The organism is Bacillus sp. LH1 (assembly GCF_057924895.1).
Map to the genome: position 1 here is coordinate 2,709,749 of NZ_CM175007.1, position 16,538 is coordinate 2,726,286.

Consider the following 16,538-nt stretch of genomic DNA (forward strand, 5'->3'; position numbering starts at 1 on the left):
CACCTCTTATTCTTTCCCTGTTTGATTACGATGCATCACAATTTGCTTCGTTGCTTGAAATTGCTGCTCACCGTAAAACTTTATTAGCTTCTCTCCGCAAAATAGACTAACAATATGAATATGAGATATTTCTCGAAGTAATATTGTAAGCATCTTCTCTCCAATACCTTTATTTCTTACACTCTCATGTACGACAACATCTTCAATGTATGCTCGAAAAACACCATCAGAAACGACTCTAGCAAATCCAACTAATTCATTTTCTTCCCATACTCCAATGGCTATACTATTCTTTAACATTTTTTCAATATCGACTTCTTTTCTTTCTGGCCACCAACCGACAGAATCATAAAGCTTCTTTATTTTTTCTGCACAGATTGGTTGTTCTTGTTGCAATTTATACGTGTACATATTCGTTCTCCTATCAATCAGTATACATAATATTATTATAATCTCTTTTCAAAAAAGTGCTGACTATAACCTTTCGGATGATCTTCAACGACACCATACTCCCTGTAACCGTGCTTTTTATAAAATTCTGGTGCTTGAAAACTAAATGAATCTAGCAATATTAATCTACACCCTTTCTCCTTCGCAATCCCTTCAATTTCATGTAAAAGTTGGCTGCCATAACCGTCATGACGAACTGATTCATCAACCCATAAAAAGTCGATATGAAGGTGATAAAAATACATCGTACCTGTTACGCCACCAAAAATTTTTCCTTCTTCATTTTTTACTACGAGGCTTACTTCTTCCATCGTCTGTCTTGCCTCATCTGTTAAGATGGACATATTATATTGAATAACTTTATTTTTAATATATTCTCCTTCAGTACGTGTACCGTTCTTTATATGTTTCATTTATATTGCTCCCTTTCAGCTTAGTAATCTACATTTTATTTTTTCTCTTTAAAATACTAATACATACGAATCCACCATATGTAACAAAACATGAAAAGCCAATTATACCTGGTACAGAGACATATCCTACCCTTATGTAACTTATAACCGCAAAACAAACGATAGACAATAAAATAGATGGCCAAAATATAAGAGCTGTTTTTCTTCTTCCTCGTTGCGATGTACTTTCTTTCTCTCCAGAAACACGTGTGCCAAAAAGCAATACAATACAAATAAGGATCGCTGCAAAGTAAATTGTATCTAATGACAAATTGTGATCATATAGTGCGATTCCAACTTCAAGAGCAATAATCGTTAAAATTAAAATAATGATTGTTGAAGTCTTTAAGTTTCTTTTCAATCGCTCACTCCTAGCATGCTTTCACTATATTCTTTGTATATGTACTTTAAAACTGCTGCAAAAGCTTCATCTACCTCTTTATTTTCACGTCGATTCGGTAAATCTTTTCCCCCCATCACATAAAGAAGCGGAAATTCGTTAAACATTCCTATTATACCAATAAATTCAATATCGAATATAAAAAAACTTTTCGGCAGCTCATATCAGCTATTTAAATAAGAAAAAGGTAGCATGAATTTTTTCTTGCTACCGAAAAATATTTATTCTTCTATAGGATTTTCAGGACCGTTAAGTTCCAGCTGATAAAAAGCTAAATCTAGCCATTTATTAAACTTATAACCAGCTTTTTTTATTGTCCCTGCATGAACAAATCCATAGTTTTGATGCAAGGCAATACTTTTCTCATTCTCTGCATCAATTCCAGCAATTAAGGTCATATACTCTCTTTCCTTCGCAATTCTGATTAATTCTTTCATTAATGAAGACCCAATGCCATTTTTTCTATATGCCTTATCTACATACACAGAATGTTCAACTGAATATTTATAAGCAGGCCACGCTCTAAATGGGCCGAATGTCGCAAATCCTACTACTTTATTATCTAATTCATATACGAAAATGGGATACCCTTCAGCCTTTTTTTGTTCATACCAATCTACTCTATTTTCAAGGGTTACAGGTTTATACGCATATACAGCTGTTGTATAAAGTATCGCATCGTTATAAATATCTAAAATGTATGCTAAATCTCTTTTCGTTGCTTCCCTTATCATTATTTTCTTCCTTTCATCATGTTCATCTTATTTCACTATTTTTTAATAGTTTTATTTTATCGAAATTTCCGTTTTTTATCTACATACGAATACTAGCTTTTCGGAAACCATCAAATATATTTATTGCAGCAGATAACATATAAAAGAAAATTCCTCCCCCAATGAGCCACGTTTTAAACTCCTCTGGGGAAATAGTAAATGCATTTGCCAAATACGTAATAAATCCTGCGTTAAATAAATGTGGATTTACTACAATTACAATGAATACTATCGTCCCAGCTACTTGAAGAATAGCATTTCCAATCGCCAATCTTTGCGTCCATTTTCCTTGTACTAATTTATAAAGGGATATACCTATTTCAAAAACGATCATAATTACAACGATTGGCCAGTACTGCAGTAAAATATCTTGATTAAAAGTTGGCGAGACAAACTTCAGTCCATTTGCCGTACCATGATATACGCCAACAAGATGATTCGCATAAAAGTAAAGTGTAGCCCAAACTGCTGTCCACATTAAACCTCCAAAAACTTCAAACTTCGAGATTGCTTTTTTCTTTGGGATATACGAGATGTTTTTCAAATCATCTGGTGTCCATTTTTTAAAACTTGTCGTCAACGGCTGAATACCTTTGTCTTTATCTGTTCTTTCTAAAATAACAAACACAAGTGTCAACCAGAAAAATACATGAAGACCCACTTCAAAAATTTCCCCAATACCTTTACCTATCAATTGTAAAATAACATTTAATACTGCTTGATCACCACTATAGCCTATAAAATTTTCTGCAACCATTGATATGAGTGCAATGATTGCCGCGATTGGTATAATCATTTTTAACAATGTCGTATATACATCAAAATAACGTGGTCCAATTAAATGCATCGGTCTATCCAAATAACCATTAGCCAATGAAACCGGACTCCCCAATTTTTCGAGAACGCTCTTTACATCTTCTTCATTATAATCTTCAGGTAACATATCCTCTATAGTTGACCTTAGTTCAAGTGTAATATCTTCACGATTTTTTTCAGGTAATCTCTTCGCAACTTCCTGGATATAGAGATCAATTAAATTCATTCTCTTCCTCCTCCTTTAATAAGTTATAAAGTTCTTTCGAATCCTTTATCCATTCCTTTTTTAACTGCAAAAATATTTTTAATCCATATTCACTTAAAACATAATATTTACGAGGTCTACTCTCCGTTTTATCCCAACTACTCGTCACTAACTCCTGCTTTTCTAATCGGCGAAGTAGTGGATATAAAGTACTTTGATCAATTGTAATCCCTGATTGCTCCAATAACTGGACAAGTGAATATCCGTACTGCGGCGTTCTTAATTGACTTAAAACAGCTAACGTTAATGTCCCTCTTCTTAACTCAGTAATTAACGAGTTTAATAAAGTATCCATTCACTCACCTCATTTCCATTACTATATGTCATACAGTATGTGTTTTATACTATGTATCGTACAGTATTAATGTGACAAAAACTATAATCATTTACCAAAAAACGGATAATAAAAAGCGCAAATTATATGATTTTTGCTTTTTAGCTAAGTTATATATATCTATAGCACTCTAAAAGGTAGCAACCTTAACTACTAATTTTGAAGTTCCAGTAATGCTATATTAAGTTACAAATATCGTATACATATGATGTGAACATAACATTTCACTATAGGAAGCTATAAAAATGGCGAATTACCATGCTTGAATGATTCCCGTTTTGAGCACCTAATCAACGTTATTTCCTTCATAAACTTCATCTTGTTCAAAATCTTTATTTTTGTTTGGTTTATTAGAGAAAAATAAAAAAACAATTAAATTAGGTTAATTGTTTTTCAAATGCAAAATCTTTATTTTTTTAAATAATCTATGATATTCGAAAAGACAAACTCTCCAAATGCAAGTGGTATATAAATAAACCATAACTTTAATATTGCCTTTGTTTCTTTGTGATCAGAATCCCCCATTAAAACCAACCCTATCCTTTTTCTTCTAATATTTTCATTTTAATTCCAATAACAAGGAAATTATACCATTTATTAATGTTGTAGTCTATGTTTTCTAAAAATTAAATAAATACTAATATTGTATTATATTAATATCCAGATAAACATAATAACTTTTTTTACGTTTCATCTTCAAAGTCTATAATGAGTCCTGTTAGAACTGCTACATTACCAATCAATTGGATCCCGCGACCAATAAAATCCATCTTAAATTCTTCCCACTTTAATTTATGTAATGATATAATAACACTAAATTTTCAACACGTGCTTAATAGATTGGGGACTTATAATGGATAAACCTCTCACTGCATTACAAACTATTATTATACATATGAATACAAATGAACATTGGCATGATTTTATTTGTTACTGTCAGCATCGCGAAGCGGGACTTCGAAAATTAGCTTATAAACATTTAGAGACATTTATTTCAAATGCAAAGAAATGGGAATCAAAAGATTAAGAAGAGTTTGCCATTTCGTTGTTTACTATTTTAGATGCATTAAACGAAAAAGATGAGGTCTTAACTTTCTCACTAAATAGTTTTCTAATTGACATTCTATATAGATGGACAGAAAACAACCCGATTGATTCAAGACCTTTTAGATGGATAGGAATTTATATGGACTCTAGCAATAAAGATGACGATTTAGAAAAATTCCTTCGAAAAGCGATTGAATTAGGTGGTGATACCGAACAAGAAGCTATGATATACCTAGTTTCTAATTACATCCATACTTTAGAATTTGGTACACATGAATTCCCTTCAGGTTATTGCGGAGATTTAAGCGAATGTATAGAAAAACTTCCCTATATGCTTCAATTAATTAATAGAATTCAGAATAAGAACATAAAGGAGCAAAACATTGATCAAATACAAGAACAACTACACTTAATTCTAGATTGGTTAAAACATACACAAATTCCAGTAGATGCTGTTCGTACATGGGAAAAGAACAAACTAAGGAATTAGAAAAAAGCATCGTATATCATTTAAACAACAGTTCAAGTCATTAATTCGTCTACCATTTTAATATAAAAAAGAGGATCTTCATACTGTACTAGAAAATCCTCTTTTTATATTTATCCCACATTAGCTTGCAGTAAAACTCCCCACTGATTATAGTTCCACTTTATTTTAATCCTTTAATTAAAGGTGACGCTTCCCCACTATGGAAAATCCATAAGTCATGAAGTGATCTCGTACATCCGACATATAGTAATTTTGCATCATGTTTTGTGTTTTTGTAATGTTCTTCATCCACATCAATTAAAAGCACCGCATCAAATTCTAAACCTTTCGCTAAATAGACAGGTATTACTGATATACCACCTTCATATTTACTTTGGTTTGCTTCAATTACGTTGACCGTTAATCCTGCATTTGTTAATTTCACATATATATCACGGCATTCATCTTCTGTTCTTCCGATTACCGCAATTGTTTTCACATCTGCATTTTGCAAATGTTTTACCGTCTTCACAATTTCAGTAAATTGATTTTCTGCATGAATTACTTTCACATCTTCTCCACTGCGGAAGACTGGTGTTGCGAGTCCTACTGGGATTTCTGCATTTTTAATTATTTCATTTGCAAATTCAATAATTTCTTTTGTAGAACGATAACTTCTTGTCAATTCATAATAACCGGTTTCTTGGAATACTTCCTTAAAAGCATTCCAATCTTCAATTCCTTGGTAATCATAAATCGCTTGCGATAAATCACCTAATATAGTGAAAGAATTACCTAATGTAATTTCTTTTAATACATAAACTTGGAAAGGCGAAAAATCTTGCGCTTCATCAATAACAACGTGATGAAACTTCTGCCCGATTTCAATCCCTGTTATACGATGATGTATGTATATTAAAGCTGATAAATCTTCTACATACACTTCTTTTTTACGACAACTCTTTTCTGTTTCTTTAACAAGTTCTTCAGGTAATGCCTCAAGTATTTCTTTACTTTTTACTATTGAACTATACAGTGAAAGAGCACTCATTTTCGGCCAAAACTTCATATATGCGTTCAGTCTCTTAGTCGCTTCTTTTTTTAGTAATTTTTTCTCGTTTGTTTCCCCGAATTTTTTAAGCTCAATTTCAATCCAGCGCTTCATTCGTCCTACTAATCGTTCTCTTCTTTTCTGTAAAGGATAATGTTTATATTCAACTTGCATCCATTTTTTAATATCTTCTACTGGAATAATCGCTCTATCCCACGCCTCAAAATCTTTTGTCGGAACTAACTCATTTTCAAATTGGATCATTCTCTCTTGAATAAACGTCTTAAATTCCAACGTACCCTTTAATTTACCTAGCATTACCTTCTTTTCATCACGATTAATTGAAAATGCTTCTTTCAATTTTTCTTCTGTCTGCTTTAGTTTCACTGAATCATCTAACGTACGTAATGCCCAATCCGGAAACGTTGTTTGATTAATATTCCCTACACCTAATTCAGGAAGTACACTCGAAATATAGTCTAAAAACAGACTATTCGGCGCAAATACGATCATTCTTTCTGCTTCTAGTTGTTCACGATATTCATAAATTAAAAAAGCAAGGCGATGTAAAGCAATTGTTGTCTTTCCACTCCCTGCAACCCCTTGAATAAGTAATGGTAAATTTCTTTCCGCTCGAATAATATCATTTTGTTCCGATTGAATCGTTGAAACGATATCCTTTAGCTTATTATCTTTATTCTCACCTAATCGATATAGAAGAAAATCATCGGCATGCGATACATCTTCATTTCCTTTTACATATGTATCAACAACACGTTCAAGTTCTCTTTTTCGAATGGAAATGTTTCGTTTTAAATACACATCACCTTCTACTAACCCATCTGGTGATTGATAAAATGCTAATTCGTCTCCACCGGTAAATGAATAAAACATACTTGCGACAGGTGCCCGCCAATCGATAATGATTGGCTTCATCGTGTCCATATCCGAAACTCCTACTTTTCCGATATAAATCGGCATAACTTCTTCTTTTCCATCTTCCTGAAAATCTAACCTTCCAAAGTACGGCTCTTGCACACCAATACGTAAGTTTTGTCTATTAGACTCCCTCATACTTTCAAGAATTTGCTCTTTAAAATCTTCTCCATAATAAACTGGGATTTTTTCAAGCTTATCCAATTGCTCATCCATCGTATGTAAAGTATCCTTCATTTTTTGTAACTCATCTTCAAATATATTGCTCATTTCGACGATTCCCTCCTGTCCGTTCTAATTTTTCAGTCGAAGTATCATTGTATTAAAAATCCAATCATAAAGTCAATAGTTTCTATTTAAATTTTCCGAAAAAACTTACTTTTCATCTTTCTAATTTAAAAAGAATATGCAACATCTAAATCACACAAATACACATATAGTATAATGATGCATGCAAAAGATATTACTTTCTATTTGTCTCCTATTTAATTTATCTATTAAAAAACATTGTAAAAATTAAAGAATTTAATCAATGGGCGTTTTACTGCCCATAAATAGTAGGATAAATAAAAGTAAAGGAGGCTCTTCAAATGAATATTTTGAATCTATCTCAAGATTAAATATGCTTTTATCTGGCTGTATCCTTATGGTTTGTTGGTCCATTATGTATGTTGAAATATATAGACTTACAAAATCCGTCTGGCCATGCGTTATCATGCATGCGATTGAGGATGCTGTTCCTACTGTTTTAGTTACCATAACAGGGATTATTACCCTTACAAACAGTAGTGATTTTTGGTTAAATCCTATTAGCGGGGTCGCTGCTACTGTTTTATTTCTCGGAATTGGAATCGTACTAAGAACTATAAGAATAAAAAGAGAACGACAATTATTCACACAATAAAAAGCAGATAATGAATTCGTCATTATCTGCTTTCCAATTTTTAAAACTACCTTATTATATTTTTTGATACATAAGCCAGTCACCAGAGTCTATCACTTTCTTTAACATCTTTTTATCTTGAGCGATATACACATATGCCTCAATTTCCCTATCAGCAACATATACTGTTTGCGTGATTCGATCATATAAATCAGTCTCCGCATTACCTGTATATTCTTCTAGTTCATCTAACTTACACAATATCTCATCATTTACTACATAAACTTCTCCATACACCTGTTCTTCAATCGAATAAGTCATGGCCGGATATCCTTCGTTCGTATCAAATAATTTGCCATATGTCCAAGCTCTGTCTGCGATGCATGTTGCACCTAGCATATAATGAGCATTCGTTTGTCCTCTTCTTAACGTGCCATAAACGAAAACATGATACATAAATTCTTATCCCCTTTATATGCCTCTACTTTCTTATTTGTAAATAAGCACGAATCATAAAGTAACTCACTTCATTCGGAAGCTGTTCTTTAATAGATTTCAGACCACCATCTGCATTTTGAACGGCAGTTTCAATAAGAGATTCATACTCTGCTGGAACAAAGCTTTTCCAATCTACTTCCATTCCATCCTCATAGCAGCGAATTAAATGGTTTTCGATTGTTTGTCTTGATAAGTTACGTTCTTTTGCAATCTCATTCAAATCAATACCTTGTTTATACATTTCATACGTTTCTAAATGAGAATTTGCGGACGCTTTTCCTGACTTTTTACGCTCTGAAACTACTTCTGTCTTAATCGTTTCAGCATAATTTGGATTTTCCTCAATAAAATGCTGAACTGCTTGTAAGAAGTGCGAGCCATATTTCACAAGTTTGTGTTCTCCGATACCTTTTACCGTCAACAATTCGGAATCACTTTGCGGCATTTTCACACACATATCTTTTAATGTTTGGTCAGAGAAAATAACGAACGGAGGTACACCTTCTCCTTGCGCAATTTCTTTACGTACTTCACGAAGCACTTCAAATAAAGGATGGTCTTGAACAATTTGTCTTGTCTCTACTCGTTCTTTTCGTAAAACATTCTCTTTACCAAGTAATACTTCTTTCCCTTTTTCAGTTACTTTTAACGTCGGATAAGTGCCATGCTCAACTGCAATTAACTCGTCTGAAATTAAAAACTCAATAAACTCACTGACCTCTTTTACACTACGGTTCGATAAAAGCCCATACGTTGGTAAAGTATGAAAATTAAATTCAATAACTTTCTTATTCTTCGACCCAGTTAATACTTGCGCTATCATTTGCTTTCCAAAGCGTTGGTTCGTTCTAATCATGCATGATAAAACCATTTGTGATTCCCTTGTCACATCGATGCTCTCGCGATTGTCTGTACAATTACCACAGCGTCCACAATCTTCTTTCGGTTCTTCTCCAAAGTATTGCAAAATGAATGATTGTAAACATTGTTCTGTATGACAGTAATCGGTCATATTTTGCAATTTTTCAAGTTCATTTGAAAAACGTGATTCTCCAGTTGATTGATCAATTAAAAAACGCTGTACTTGTACATCTTGAGAAGAATATAACAATATACATGTACTATCTAATCCGTCACGACCAGCACGTCCTGCTTCTTGATAGTAACTTTCCATATTTTTTGGAAGCTGATAATGAATTACGTAACGAATATTCGATTTATCAATACCCATCCCGAATGCAGATGTTGCTACCATTACACTTACTTCATCTCGTAAAAAGAGTTCTTGTTGCTCATTTCGATCACTATCACTCATACCAGCGTGATATTTTGATACAGAAACTCCTGCCTTCATTAAATCTTCATATAACTGATCGACTACTTTTCTAGTAGCTGCATATATAATCCCAGATTCCTTTTGATTTTGACGAATATAATCCGCCAAATATGCATTTCGATCTTGCCCTTTAATGACAGAAAACGATAAGTTCTCACGCTCAAACGTTGTCATAATTGTATTTTCTTTATTAATTTCAAGTGTATTACAAATATCATCACGTACTTGCGGTGTTGCTGTTGCTGTTAATGCTAATACGAGCGGCTTTTCTGGAAGATAATCTAATATGCGATGTATATGTAAATAACTTGGACGGAAATCATGTCCCCACTGTGAAATACAGTGTGCTTCATCAATCGCAATCATAGGGATTTTCATATCGATAAGTTGGTCAACAAACTCCATCGAATCAAGACGCTCAGGCGCGACATAAAGTAATTTGTAATGTCCTTGTTTCGCTAATTGAATTCGTTGATTCGCTTCCGCAATCGAAATAGAACTATTAATATAGGTAGCTGAAATACCGTTTTGTACTAATGTATCTACTTGGTCTTTCATAAGTGATATTAAAGGCGATATAACTAACGTTGTTCCTTCAAATACTAATGCGGGAATTTGATAACAAATTGACTTACCACCACCTGTAGGCATAATACAGACAGTATCTTTCCCATCTAATACATTTTTAATTGTTTCATCTTGTCCTCTTCGGAATGACGAATAACCGAAATAAGACGCTAAAAGTTCTTGTGCTTTTGTAAACAAAAAAGAGTCACCTGCTTTTCTTTATCTTTCATCTACTCCTATTATATCATCTCTTATGCATCATGAAAGTGATGAATACATGACTAACAGCCTGCTTTTTCATTATTTTATGCTTCTTTACATTTTTGAGAATGATTAGCAATTATAACGAATTTCAAAATAAATACACATTTTATTAATTCTCCTTGAATACTACTAATCTTATACATATGAATTCAGGGGGTTACTATATGAAGCACCGTAATATTAGTTCCATCAAACAGAAAACGGTATCGAACCAACTCCAATTCTCAAATAATGAAGCGTGGAAATATGAATCATACTATAAGTACCAGCCATTACTCTCTTATAAAAAGCTTTTACATTTTCTTTCTCAACTTTTTAGACGTTAATATATGCGCAAAAAATGTATCATTCACAGAATTTTTCTCAATATTAAATGTATAGACTTACTACAATTCAGTTGTTACCATATATAATAATCTGTTGGATAAACCCCTTAAGTTGACCTGCTTATATTAGCAGGTCTTTTTCATGATTACATACTTCTGTGTACCTCGATCTCACTTCCAAGTCTTTTCTCCATTTTATAACCATATTTAACTCCCAACAATTCATGATAATCATGAATTGTTGGGAGTTAAATTGTTCACATATAATTATGCAATTCTTCTTTCTCAATACACAAAAGACATTTTACTTGCTACTATAAAAGTACTCCAGATGAGTTTTTTGCTCATCGACATTATCTAGTTATTGGGGCCTGCCGCGGGAAGCAGGTCCCTTTGACTGTATGAAGGTCCTAATTTCATTTGGACACATTTACCAGGGTTTTTCAAAAGAATTTTATGATAACATTACGTAGTCGAGTCCGACATCTCGGCAATACCCTTTTGAGGGTCTGCAACTTCCCTTGCAGACCCTCTTTTACTTTATATTCAATTTATTCATATATACCACAACATCATTCATTGAATTTCTCCATTTCAAATTCCCTAAAAATAATCTAGGACACGTAACTAAAAATAAATCTTCATCATACTTTGAGTTATACATGTTCAAAGGAGTGTTACTATTTATGTATTCTTATTGGCAATCGTATTACTCCCCCTACCATAACCCTTATGTAAACTATGATTTATCCGTACGGAACTACCGAATTAGTAAAAATGAGAATTTTTTAAAAGGGTATATGCGTTCTTTATGGGAACAACACGTCGCTTGGACGAGATTGGCTATTATAAGTATAGTCTTTAATTTACCAGATGTTAACGTTACTGTTGGACGACTTCTACAAAACGCAACACATATGGGACTATCACTTGAACCATTTTACGGTGAGGATGCAGTGAAAAAATATAGTGCATTAATTAAAGATCACTTAGTAATTGCAGCGGATCTTGTTAAAGCCGCAAAAGCTGGTAATCAAAATGCAGCGGCCGCTATAGAGAAAAAATGGTACGCTAATGGTGATGAAATTATTGAATTTCTTAACAGTATCAACCCATATATAGATAAAGAAGAATTTAGAAAAATGTTTTATGAACATTTAGCACTAACGAAAGCAGAAGCACTTGCCTTCCTAAATAAAGATTATGAAGCAGGAGTAAAACTTTACGATAAAATTGAAAAAGAAGCATTAGAAATGGCCGACATGATAACAAACGCAATCGTAAAACAATTCCCGCAAGTATTTCAATAAAGTGAAACTTTAATCAGAGTAGGTATTACTACTAAGTAATACTTGATAAAAATAAGTCGGTTTCCAAACATAAATCGGCTTATTTAGTTTTCTCTCCATGATATTTCACCTCTCCTCTTTACATTTAGCTTATATCGATATATTTTATTAATATCCGTTTTTTATAGGAGGAAATAGTTTGATTAACGCGATTGGTCTCGTTTTTATACTTACAAATAAACACGAGAAAAAAAAGAAAGTTTACTTAAATGAAAAATTTGCACTAATAGATATTATTGATTCTAAAGAAGTATTTGATGATGAAGGGAATCCTTTAGTAGAACTAACATGTAAATACAGTATATATTTAGATGAAAAATATTACTGTAAATCTCTCGATGATTATACCGGACAAGTATTTCCTTTCTTAAGTGCAAAAATAGGAAAAGGTCTTCTAAGAAACTTAAACTACTACTTTTCTTACGTTGATGCCTATGATAAGAAACCACCAGTTAAAGAAATAAGACCACTTATGAAACAAGTAACGAACAGATAGCCAAAAATACAAAAAAAGAAAGCATCTAACTCTGGATGTTTTCTTTTTTATTGAAAACTCATTAACTTTCATCCTCTTCTAAAAGTATGTATCCAAGCATATTTTAAATTAAAAACATTGGAGGATTAGAGTGAATGAAATACTCAGAAACAATTTTAAGCAAACGACTTCGAATACTTAAAATGACGGGTATGTTTTTCATGCTAGTGTTAATAGCATGGATTGGCTATACAAAATTACTTTATGAAAACGGCTTTCTTCAAGAAAAAAAGAATTCAGTAGAAGTAATGAACACTAGCATTACAGGAGAAATAGAGCAGCTTTTTCATATAAACTTGCAAGGTTATCGAAAAACAAGCCTTGATGCTGTTATAGAAGCAAGCAAAACCGATCCAAGTGAACTATCCCTAATTGAACTGGTCAACAAATCCTGCTCGCGAGATTGCATAGGCGAACCAGTAACATATGTAAACTCAAACAATGGATATATCTTTTATAAGGAATCTAATGGAACTAATGTAGCTATAACGGTTAAAAAGAAAGACACATGGGTAATTGTAAAGAAATCTGTTCAAGATGGAATATAATCACCCAAAAAAAGAGTACGTATCGTACTCTTTTTTATTATTAATACCCTTCCTCTTCATGAATACAATGGCATTTCGGTTTTGTTTTACAATGACATTTTTCACACTCACATTTCGGTTTCTCTTTGCAACAACATTCGTGAAAATCATTGCGTTTACATCTACATCTCCCAAACATTAAATTATCCCAAAATGTATTACAATTTCGGGAATGCCCACAATGACAAGTATTCCCCATGAATCTGCTTCCTCCTTAATAGAATTCATCATATTCTATGTTTGAAAGTATACAAAGGCTTGTTTATTAGTCTATTTTCTCCATATTATAAGTAGAGTTAAAAGATTACATAAAAATAAAAAACCGTCACATGACGGCTTTTTATTTAGCAAACTACTCTTTTGTATAAAAATATTTAATTCCTTTCGTATCTAACCAAGCAGTTGCTTTGTCCAGTTCGTTCCCTTGACGATAATCTGTTTCGAAATACACAAGCCCTTGGTTATCTCCACGAGATATTATTTTAGAAGTATATCCAAGCTTATCCATCATTTGAATCATGTCAGGAACTAAATTTACACCAAATTCATAAGTAACTACTTTGTTATATTTATTCACTATAATTCCAACCCCTTCTTGTTTTTTTATCGGCTCAACAATTTGATTTGTAAACCAAGCTAACGGCTTATTTCCAATCAGCTTATTTAAATCACACTTGCCGATACCAGCCACATTGCCTGTTTCTGTGTATTGCCAAATATCACATGGATATGCCGGTTTGTTACCACCATAACGAGGAATCCATACAAAATCAGAATTGACATTTGCCATTCCAAATGGAGCATACATATGATGAGCAATATATAAACCAGCCTTCTTAGCTCCTAATCTGCGTAATTCATCAATAAAAGCTTGTGTACCTGCTCTCATATCGTTCATTGTTCTTACTTCTACGTCAGCTACCCAAACTGTTGCATTTTTATCACCACGGTTCCAAAAGTCTCTTGCTTCTATCCGTGCATCCTCTACTGAAACGAAACGACAGAACGCATAATTACCAAACGGAATATTTCTTGCTTTCATTGCTTGTACATAATTTTTATATAAAGGATCTACATAATTTGAACCATCTTGCACACGTGCAATTACAAAATCTAATTGTGGTGCTGCGATATCCCAGTTAATGTCGCCATTCCATTTCGAAATATCTACAATATAACCCATTATTTAACATCTCCTTTTTCATTATTATATTCAAAGCTTGTTTTTTTGCTATTATCAACTAATAAATAGTATGAGAGGTATTATATTATTGGGTAATAATTTAAAATTCGGCTTATGTATTGAGAAAACAAAATATTATTACGGGTTGAATAAGTAGGGGTTTACAAAACTCTAAACTATATAAAGTGAAACTATAATTAGTAGGAGGCTACGAGCAGTGGAATTCCCACCTAATTTCTTAGCTTCATCCGAATTTTGAGGTGAGAATTTTACTACCCACAAATAGCTTGATAAATAAAACCACCTTTCTGACAGGTGGTTTTGTGTACTAATTTACATATACATTGTCCATATTTTTATAGTTACATAATTATTGGTTACTTAATATACTTGTTAACTAAAAATAAGACAATTTTTAGTTTTTAATCAAACTAATTTTCATTTTATCTCACGTACTCATAGTACCATTTTCGTGCATCTAACCAAGCTGTAAATTTATCGATATTTCCAGACGGATAGCCATTCGTTATAGCATAACCAATGCCATCTTTCTGAACGACAATTTGTCCATCAATACCCGCATCTACCATAGCTTGAGCCAAAGCTTGTAAATTACTAAATGCTACACCACCAGTTTTTACTTTGAGCAAATCCGCTGCACCTCCTCCAGTTTGTCCTGTAAGAGCAAATACAACAGAATTAGCGATTTTATCAACATTCCATTTTGCCATATCAGATTCATTGTCAATAAATCCTAATTCTATAAGAATAGCAGGTGCTTTCGTCCCATTTAATACCGCTAAATCTGTACGCTGTTTCGCACCTCGATCACGCCATCCAATATCTTTTGCTAGTTGAGCTGAGATTTTAGCCGCCAAATCTTTCTGATCATAATACAAAACCTCAACACCCTGTCCATTTCCATCACTTGCATTAAGATGAAAAGAAATAACTAAATCCACAGCATGGGAATTGCTATTCCGAATGATATTATTTAAATTTTGTGATTGAGTTGCCCCTACCTCGTCCGTATCGTCATAAACCGTGTGTCCTAGGGATCTTAACTTAGCCGCCACAGCATCTTTAACTTGCCTATCTAAAACGTGTTCTTTCCGATTCCCAAAATTAGCACCTTGAACAATACTATTGTGTCCTCCGTGCAAACTATATCTGGCCATTATTTATCAACATCTCCTTTCTTAATATCCTATTCAAAACTTGTCTTATTGCTATTCCCACTTACAATTTTAACTGTACCCATATGTCCTACATTTTCTAGAAGTGAAGCAATTTGTTTTCGATATAAAAAAGCTATCGCTTCATAAATCGAATGATTTATTCTCTAAATTACTTTTACATGAATGACGACACGAACAAAAAAGCATCACCCTTTCGGCGATGCCTAAAAACTCTATTTTACTTTTCAGCTCCCTAAATAAATAGAGTTTAAAATCACTGAAACTACACCTATATTTCCTCCCCTTCCTTCACAGCTTCTTTCAACCTCTGCAACATATATCCAATCCCTTTACACCCCTCTAGCGGATATGTAATCATTTCTTCTGGATATAACTTTGTCACTACTTTTTTATGCTTCTTCCCTGCTAGTAAGACGATTTCGTCAAACTGTAATAAACTTTTATCTACCATCTGTTTTTGTAATTGCTCTATATTTATTACCTCATCGCTTTTTGAATCAAATGCAAGATCATAGTTTTCTAATACAATATCATTTGGTCTTAAAAATCCATGTTTCGCCGATAATATAACCCAGTTTTCGAAAAACATAGTTGCGTACGCCTGACATGCTTTTCCGAACGGACTAATATACACATCTTTTGCTTCCATCGGTCCGTAGTCTGAATGTTTATCCCAAATTTTCTTTTTTCCACATGGAATTATACATATCCTTTTCATATATATTTCTACTCCCTTTACTTTGGTAAATAAAATTCGTTATTTTGTACATTTTTCTCTCAAAATACTATATAATAATTCTGAAAAGTTTAAATTACAC

At 32.9% G+C, this 16,538-nt stretch carries 16 protein-coding genes and 3 pseudogenes; 5 read left to right on the forward strand and 14 right to left on the reverse strand.

Annotation, left to right across the window (positions count from 1 at the left end; translation table 11 throughout):
• Positions 1–6: 6 nt before the first annotated feature.
• The 7 genes and pseudogenes from ACX9TM_RS14045 to ACX9TM_RS14075 form a co-directional block, all read right to left on the reverse strand.
• Entirely contained in the window at positions 7–411 is a 405-nt protein-coding gene (locus ACX9TM_RS14045) for a GNAT family N-acetyltransferase (protein WP_000288973.1), read from the reverse strand.
• Positions 412–446: 35 nt separating this feature from the next.
• Positions 447–863: a GNAT family N-acetyltransferase gene (locus ACX9TM_RS14050; RefSeq protein WP_000680539.1), complete on the reverse strand. Its 417-nt coding sequence runs from the start codon at positions 861–863 to the stop codon at positions 447–449.
• Positions 864–891: 28 nt separating this feature from the next.
• Entirely contained in the window at positions 892–1,263 is a 372-nt protein-coding gene (locus ACX9TM_RS14055) for a hypothetical protein (RefSeq protein ID WP_000827997.1), read from the reverse strand.
• Positions 1,260–1,424 (reverse strand): annotated as a pseudogene (locus ACX9TM_RS14060) (serine hydrolase); the annotation flags it as partial. The gene ACX9TM_RS14055 and the pseudogene ACX9TM_RS14060, both read right to left, overlap by 4 nt.
• A 99-nt stretch (positions 1,425–1,523) precedes the next feature.
• Positions 1,524–2,036 carry a GNAT family N-acetyltransferase gene (locus tag ACX9TM_RS14065; RefSeq protein WP_000617527.1) on the reverse strand — a complete coding sequence of 171 codons (513 nt, stop codon included), beginning with the start codon at positions 2,034–2,036 and terminating at the stop codon, positions 1,524–1,526.
• A gap of 79 nt (positions 2,037–2,115) precedes the next feature.
• Positions 2,116–3,117 (reverse strand): HAAS signaling domain-containing protein, encoded by a 1,002-nt coding sequence (locus tag ACX9TM_RS14070; RefSeq protein WP_001048883.1) that lies wholly within the window; start codon positions 3,115–3,117, stop codon positions 2,116–2,118.
• Positions 3,104–3,451, reverse strand: coding sequence for a PadR family transcriptional regulator (locus ACX9TM_RS14075; protein WP_065382288.1), 348 nt, complete (start codon positions 3,449–3,451; stop codon positions 3,104–3,106). The genes ACX9TM_RS14070 and ACX9TM_RS14075 overlap by 14 nt, the downstream gene beginning before the upstream one ends.
• Before the next feature lie 892 nt (positions 3,452–4,343).
• Between ACX9TM_RS14075 and ACX9TM_RS14080 the strand changes: the two are divergent.
• Positions 4,344–5,071: pseudogene (locus ACX9TM_RS14080) on the forward strand (hypothetical protein).
• A 116-nt stretch (positions 5,072–5,187) separates the two neighbouring features.
• On the opposite strand, the gene ACX9TM_RS14085 reads toward ACX9TM_RS14080, so the two are convergent.
• Positions 5,188–7,263, reverse strand: a complete 2,076-nt coding sequence (locus ACX9TM_RS14085; RefSeq protein WP_065382287.1) for a HelD family protein — start codon at positions 7,261–7,263, stop codon at positions 5,188–5,190.
• 319 nt (positions 7,264–7,582) lie between these two features.
• On the opposite strand from ACX9TM_RS14085, the pseudogene ACX9TM_RS14090 reads away from it, so the two are divergent.
• A pseudogene (locus ACX9TM_RS14090) lies at positions 7,583–7,897 on the forward strand (CPBP family intramembrane glutamate endopeptidase); the annotation flags it as partial.
• A gap of 54 nt (positions 7,898–7,951) precedes the next feature.
• Here ACX9TM_RS14090 and ACX9TM_RS14095 read toward each other — a convergent pair.
• On the reverse strand, positions 7,952–8,332 hold the full coding sequence (locus tag ACX9TM_RS14095) for a gamma-glutamylcyclotransferase family protein (protein ID WP_000274908.1): 381 nt from the start codon (positions 8,330–8,332) through the stop codon (positions 7,952–7,954).
• A 25-nt stretch (positions 8,333–8,357) separates the two neighbouring features.
• A complete protein-coding gene (gene recQ / locus ACX9TM_RS14100; RefSeq protein WP_072770035.1) occupies positions 8,358–10,475 on the reverse strand; it encodes a DNA helicase RecQ in 2,118 nt (705 codons plus the stop codon).
• 1,078 nt (positions 10,476–11,553) lie between these two features.
• Between recQ and ACX9TM_RS14105 the strand changes: the two genes are divergently transcribed.
• The 3 genes from ACX9TM_RS14105 to ACX9TM_RS14115 all read left to right on the forward strand — a co-directional run bounded on the left by ACX9TM_RS14105 (position 11,554) and on the right by ACX9TM_RS14115 (position 13,299).
• Positions 11,554–12,177 carry a hypothetical protein gene (locus ACX9TM_RS14105; RefSeq protein ID WP_000287728.1) on the forward strand — a complete coding sequence of 208 codons (624 nt, stop codon included), beginning with the start codon at positions 11,554–11,556 and terminating at the stop codon, positions 12,175–12,177.
• A 178-nt stretch (positions 12,178–12,355) separates the two neighbouring features.
• Positions 12,356–12,712, forward strand: coding sequence for a hypothetical protein (locus tag ACX9TM_RS14110; RefSeq protein WP_000606231.1), 357 nt, complete (start codon positions 12,356–12,358; stop codon positions 12,710–12,712).
• A gap of 134 nt (positions 12,713–12,846) precedes the next feature.
• Positions 12,847–13,299, forward strand: coding sequence for a hypothetical protein (locus tag ACX9TM_RS14115; protein WP_065212623.1), 453 nt, complete (start codon positions 12,847–12,849; stop codon positions 13,297–13,299).
• On the opposite strand, the gene ACX9TM_RS14120 is transcribed toward ACX9TM_RS14115, so the two are convergent.
• The 4 genes from ACX9TM_RS14120 to ACX9TM_RS14135 all read right to left on the reverse strand — a co-directional run bounded on the left by ACX9TM_RS14120 (position 13,300) and on the right by ACX9TM_RS14135 (position 16,438).
• On the reverse strand, positions 13,300–13,473 hold the full coding sequence (locus ACX9TM_RS14120) for a hypothetical protein (RefSeq protein WP_000503004.1): 174 nt from the start codon (positions 13,471–13,473) through the stop codon (positions 13,300–13,302).
• Positions 13,474–13,690: 217 nt separating this feature from the next.
• Positions 13,691–14,521, reverse strand: coding sequence for a GH25 family lysozyme (locus ACX9TM_RS14125; RefSeq protein ID WP_063220353.1), 831 nt, complete (start codon positions 14,519–14,521; stop codon positions 13,691–13,693).
• A 443-nt stretch (positions 14,522–14,964) separates the two neighbouring features.
• Positions 14,965–15,699 carry an N-acetylmuramoyl-L-alanine amidase gene (locus tag ACX9TM_RS14130; protein WP_000135290.1) on the reverse strand — a complete coding sequence of 245 codons (735 nt, stop codon included), beginning with the start codon at positions 15,697–15,699 and terminating at the stop codon, positions 14,965–14,967.
• A 289-nt stretch (positions 15,700–15,988) separates the two neighbouring features.
• Positions 15,989–16,438: a DUF6884 domain-containing protein gene (locus ACX9TM_RS14135; protein ID WP_000820903.1), complete on the reverse strand. Its 450-nt coding sequence runs from the start codon at positions 16,436–16,438 to the stop codon at positions 15,989–15,991.
• Positions 16,439–16,538 lie beyond the last annotated feature (100 nt).